This is a genomic window from Actinomadura sp. KC216 (assembly GCF_004348535.1).
Lineage (GTDB): Bacteria > Actinomycetota > Actinomycetes > Streptosporangiales > Streptosporangiaceae > Spirillospora.
Window position 1 is genome coordinate 1 of record NZ_SMJX01000476.1, and the last position, 4,706, is coordinate 4,706.

Here is a 4,706-nt window from a genome sequence, read left to right on the forward strand (position 1 = left end):
CGCCCAAGCCGCCTGACCAAACCCCGCACTTAGGTGACGACCGGGCAGGCGTCGCACCAGTGGCCTTCGCCACCGCTGTGGCATCGTGCGTCGACGTGTCTCGTCATGGTGAGCCCGTCCGGCCTGGAGTGTTGAAGGTTGGTCAGCGGAGGTCCCACTCCTGTGGAGGGGCGGCTGAGGAGGATGTCTCCCGCTCGCTGGGCCCGGATGACGACTCCGAGTTCATCGGACGCGGCGTCGCCTTCGACCGAGACGTGGCACGGCTTTCTCACGTTCGGTCAGGTAGTCGAAGAACTCCTTCATGAGATTCGACGGCGCACGCCCAACCAGCGCCGTCCCGTCCAAGCTGATCTGGGGGCCACAGGGCATCGACGGCGACGCAGGCCAGGCCCTCAGGGTCTCGGTAATGGAGCGTGACGGCCGTCGAGTACCCCGGTGCTGTGGCGGCACGGAACTCAGCTTGCCAGGTGAGGGCGCCGTGCTCGGGTTCCAGCGGAGACAGCAATCCCGTGAACCCGCGTGCCTCCATCACGGCCTTCGCGTCCTCCGGGCTCATGCGAACCACAGCGGTCCCACGCGCTCTCCAGGCACGGAGTCCCACCGATCGCGATCACTGTCATCAACAACCAACCACATAGGCAGATTCTCCTGGGACGGTCTTCCGGCAAACCCACCCGGAGCCGCTCCCGGGGATGATCGGCGCCGAACGTCACGACCCCGATGATTGCGGCACCCTGGACGAGCCTGCGCATCGCGTCGCGTCCCCGATCAGAGCGCGACCGATGCCCTTGGGCATGTTCACTACCAGGCCGTCGTTGAATTCACCCCATCAACGAACGGCTTCACCTACTTCGAGACACGCCTAGTGCGGCCAGCGATGCGGCGAAAACGGCCACGGCGCCCGCAGCCCCGACCCCCGGGTCGAAGTTGACCTCGTTCAGGGACAGTGGGGCCAGCACCCAGGCGCTCACCACCAGCAGATCCACCGCCAGCATCGGCGAGCCTGGCCTGTACGGGGGCGCCGTCAGGTTCGGGCGCCGCGCCAGGACCAACACTCCCACCGCCAGAACTGCGACGACCAACGTCAGCAGCAGGTCAGCCATCCGTGGGCCCTGCAGCCCCAGGGACCGCAGCGCGGCATCGAAGAACGCCTCATAGTGGTGATCTCGGTGCTTGCCTAGCACCGGTATCGCGATCATCCAGGCCACCACGACCTTCAGCAGCAGGGTGCTTGCGACGACGGCACCCAGCCCGGCCACCACAGCCCGCCGTTCCCGGCCGATCACCGCCACCAGGCCCAGGATCAGCACGGTGGCCGCGAAGTAGGCGACCACGAACACCATGGTCGCGGCCTGCGCGATGTCCTCCTCGTAGAGCTGGACATCCTCCGTCGCCCTGACATGCGATTCCATGGCGAACCACCAGCCGTACTCCACCCACAGCAGAACGCCGGTGATCACCGCTGCACAGCCCAGCGCGCCCAGACGGACAGCGGCCGCCCGCCGCCCGAGCCCGTCCTCCAGCCGAACGGTCAGTGCATGGCAGGCGGCAATGAACACAAGGCCCACCGCCCCCGACTCCGGGTCCAGGCCATACCCCCAGCCCTCCTCATCACCGACCAGGCTGGCCAGAACCAGCGCCGCACTCCCGGCCAGGAACACCATGCTCCGCCCACGCCGCATCGCACGCTCGTCTCCGTGATACTCCAGGATCAGCTACGCGATCACCGTAGAACTTGCGACGCGATGCCACGCTCGATTACGGCCTGGCTCGGGCACAAGGCGCCCAGCGAGCCTCATGTCATTACTTTGAGCCACGCCCTAGGTGATTGTGCATGGGCGGCCGATCCAGCACCTCGATGTACATGATCCGACCGTTCAGGACGTCCAGATTTAGCATGCCTCTCGAGGGCAGGAGTGGCACGCACCGATGGCCCTCGCCGTACGGCTGTCCCTTCGGATGGACTTCAGTGCGGATGCTTTGACAGAAGTCATCACCGCAATCGCACATCGCGACCAGACGCACATCCGCCAGGCACAGAGCAAGCTCACGTTCACCCTCATCCTCCAAGAGGGTGATCAGCTCAGCGATGAGGTCCGGGTAAGCGTCGCGAACAAGAGGGCGGTCCAACTCCACGCCGACGAGCCTAACCGGAGCTATGCGAGGCGGTCCTCCTCATGGAGATCACGTCCTACGGCTGAAGTACTGGGTGGACGGATGACTACCCGCGTCGCGTGGCCCGGCCCAACCTCGACGCACTTGCCCTCCTCGCCGCCGCCACGTCCGCTCGTCCTAGCCGTCGTTCGTGGCCGGAACAGGCGGGGTCGGGGGGCCGCCCCGCAGGTTGCGTCAAACTCGATGATCGTGAGCCTTGCTGCCCTTCCACCGGCTAGATGTTGGTGAGGTGGGTGTGCCATTCGCCGGTCTTGAAGGTGAGGATGTCGCCGCCAGGATCTTGGAGCCGTAGTCGGCGACCAACCATGTCGTCGCCCCATCCAAACCTCGAGGTCGGGCCGCCCTAGGTGGGTTGCGCCGGAGGCTTCGCGAAGGTGAGCTGCCGCCCGACCTCGACGTGTTCGCTCTCGTCGTCGCCGGGGTCCTTGCCGCTGCCGCGTTTGCTCGTCTCAGCCGTTGTTGGAGGCGGGGGTGGCGGAGTCGGGTCGCCCTCCGCAGGTTGTGCCGCAAGTTCGGCGATGGTGAGCTGCCCGTCCGACCTGGTGCGGGGACGGCTGGGTGGATGGGGTTATGGGTTGAGGTCGTGGGCGCCGGTCCTGATGTTGGTGAGGAGGGTGTGCCACTCGCCGGTCTCGAAAGTGAGGATGTCGCCGTTAGGGTCCTTGGAGTCGCGGACGGCGACCACCCGGGTTGTGGCCCGGCCAGCCTCGGCGCGTTCGGTTTCGTTGGGCTCGCTGTGGCTGCTCTTGCGCCAGCTTGGGGCGATCGAAGCGGTGGGCTCGGTGTGGTTGATCTTTTGCTTCGGCCCCTGCGACTTCGACGCAGTCGCCTTCTGGCGTGGCACTGTGGCGGCTCTTGCGCCAAGGCGTAATGATCTCGATGCCTTCGTGGGCCGCGTGACTGGTGTTGATTCCAGCGTATGTTTTGTCTTTGCCCATGGTTATGACGCTATCGCGTCAATGAACCTTAGCGAGGCGGTCTCGTCCAGCGACGCGTCCAGGATGCGGTTGAAGACTGCGGCGTGCTCCGCCACTTGGTCTTCGTCATCCACAAAGACGGACTTGGCGAACAGTTCGAGCACCGACACGGTCAGCGATCCGGGTGGCCGAAGGGACATGAGCACGAAGGATCCGGCCAAACCGAGGTGTGCGCCAGCGGAGACCGGCAGAACCCGCACGTGGACGTGGTCCCACCGGGCGACCTCGCCTACCCGGCGGATCTGCTCGCGCATCACCGCTTCATCTCCGACCTGATGACGGAAGACCGACTCGTTGATGATCGAGACGTATTGAGGTGGATTCGGGTCCGTGAGTATGCGGTGCCGGTCCCTCCGGAAGTCGAGCAGAGCGGAGATGCTTGCGTCGTCGGACAGGCGCGTGGAGAAAAGAGCGCTCGCGTAGTTCCGCGTCTGTAGCAGACCTGGGAACACACAAGGTTGGAAGTTGTGAATTATCGCGGACTCCACCTCCAGGCTGGCGATATCAAGGGCAGCAGCGGAAATCTTGCCTTCGTACGTGCGGTCCCCAGAAGTCGAGGAGGTCGGCCGGTTCTTGGGGGTCTATGGTGTGGAGGCCGTTTTCCAGGGTGCTGAGCCAGCTCTTCGAGCGGCCGTAGCGGCGGCAGGCGGTGCCGACGGTCAGGTTGTTGGCTTCGCGGGCCTTGCGGAGGGCCGAGCCGATCCGGCGGAGCCGCACTGTGGGTTGGTTCCGGGAGGGCATTCACTCACACTGTCACCCTCCGTGCATGATCGGGCACGTTTGTGGCGGGAGAACGTTCGCTTGGTGGTTTACGGGTTGACTTGGCGGCGGGTGTCTATGCCGGATTCGTTGGACGGGTCGCGGCCCGGGACGTGTACTTCGTGGTTCGTGGCGTGGGCTGCGTAGAGGCGTAGGTGGGCGTCGCCGGTTAGTTCTTCGGGGTGGAATGCCTTGGCGCCTGGGTCTATGTGGGCGAAGGCTTCTGCGCAGCGTTGCGGTAGTTCTTCGTCCGGGACGATGGAGGCTGTCGCTTCTATGTAGGCGCAGCGGCCGGCGCCGATTTCTGCGGTCGAGTCGTAGATGGCCAGGGCGACGGATGGGCGGGCTTCGATGTTGCGGGAGTGTTGGGCCGAGGGTGAGGAGACCCAGTAGAACGTGCGGTAGGCGGTGTGGGTGAAATAGACCGGGGAAAGGCGCGGGCGGTTGTCGGGTTCGGTCGTGCCCAGGGTCATGTAGCGGTTCGCGTCGATGATGGCACGTGCCAATTCGTCGAGGTCGTCAGGCAGGTTCATGAGGAGTCCTCCTGGTGCGATCATGACACGTCGCTTGCGGGGTGACGGGTGCGGCCAGGGAAAACGTTCGTGCCGGACGTGAACGGGAGACGGGTTCCTGCGCGTACAGCGAGAGTGACGGGCGACTTTCCGGAGGCGAAGGGAGCCGTCGTGGACGCGTTGCGAGCTGCCGGCCGAGGCGAGGCGGGCCTTGGAGCCGACCATGCCCGGTGTCGGGGAGGCGGTGCTGTGGGGGACGCGCGGGACCGGGTGGTGATCGGCG

At 65.5% G+C, this 4,706-nt stretch carries 6 protein-coding genes; all 6 read right to left on the reverse strand.

What is annotated here, in order from left to right:
- Window positions 1-842 precede the first annotated feature (842 nt).
- Complete coding sequence (locus tag E1264_RS40330; protein WP_132182481.1) at window positions 843-1,664, reverse strand: hypothetical protein; 822 nt, start codon at window positions 1,662-1,664, stop codon at window positions 843-845.
- Window positions 1,665-1,803: 139 nt separating this feature from the next.
- The gene (locus E1264_RS40335; protein WP_207936878.1) at window positions 1,804-2,136 is read right to left on the reverse strand and encodes a hypothetical protein; all 333 of its coding nucleotides are present in this window, start codon (window positions 2,134-2,136) and stop codon (window positions 1,804-1,806) included.
- Window positions 2,137-2,743: 607 nt separating this feature from the next.
- Window positions 2,744-3,019 carry a DUF397 domain-containing protein gene (locus tag E1264_RS40340; RefSeq protein WP_243711472.1) on the reverse strand — a complete coding sequence of 92 codons (276 nt, stop codon included), beginning with the start codon at window positions 3,017-3,019 and terminating at the stop codon, window positions 2,744-2,746.
- Window positions 3,020-3,115: 96 nt separating this feature from the next.
- The gene (locus tag E1264_RS40345) at window positions 3,116-3,676 is read right to left on the reverse strand and encodes a DUF5753 domain-containing protein (RefSeq protein ID WP_347813454.1); all 561 of its coding nucleotides are present in this window, start codon (window positions 3,674-3,676) and stop codon (window positions 3,116-3,118) included.
- Window positions 3,657-3,893 (reverse strand): helix-turn-helix transcriptional regulator, encoded by a 237-nt coding sequence (locus tag E1264_RS40350; protein WP_132182485.1) that lies wholly within the window; start codon window positions 3,891-3,893, stop codon window positions 3,657-3,659. The genes E1264_RS40345 and E1264_RS40350 overlap by 20 nt, the downstream gene beginning before the upstream one ends.
- A 68-nt stretch (window positions 3,894-3,961) precedes the next feature.
- Window positions 3,962-4,444: a pyridoxamine 5'-phosphate oxidase family protein gene (locus tag E1264_RS40355; protein ID WP_132182487.1), complete on the reverse strand. Its 483-nt coding sequence runs from the start codon at window positions 4,442-4,444 to the stop codon at window positions 3,962-3,964.
- Window positions 4,445-4,706 lie beyond the last annotated feature (262 nt).

Bases quoted from the DNA above. Each gene is read 5' to 3' on its own strand.
- E1264_RS40355 (WP_132182487.1), bottom strand. From the start codon at position 4,444: ATGAACCTGCCTGACGACCTCGACGAATTGGCACGTGCCATCATCGAC.
- E1264_RS40350 (WP_132182485.1), bottom strand. From the start codon at position 3,893: ATGCCCTCCCGGAACCAACCCACAGTGCGGCTCCGCCGGATCGGCTCG.
- E1264_RS40330 (WP_132182481.1), bottom strand. From the start codon at position 1,664: ATGGTGTTCCTGGCCGGGAGTGCGGCGCTGGTTCTGGCCAGCCTGGTC.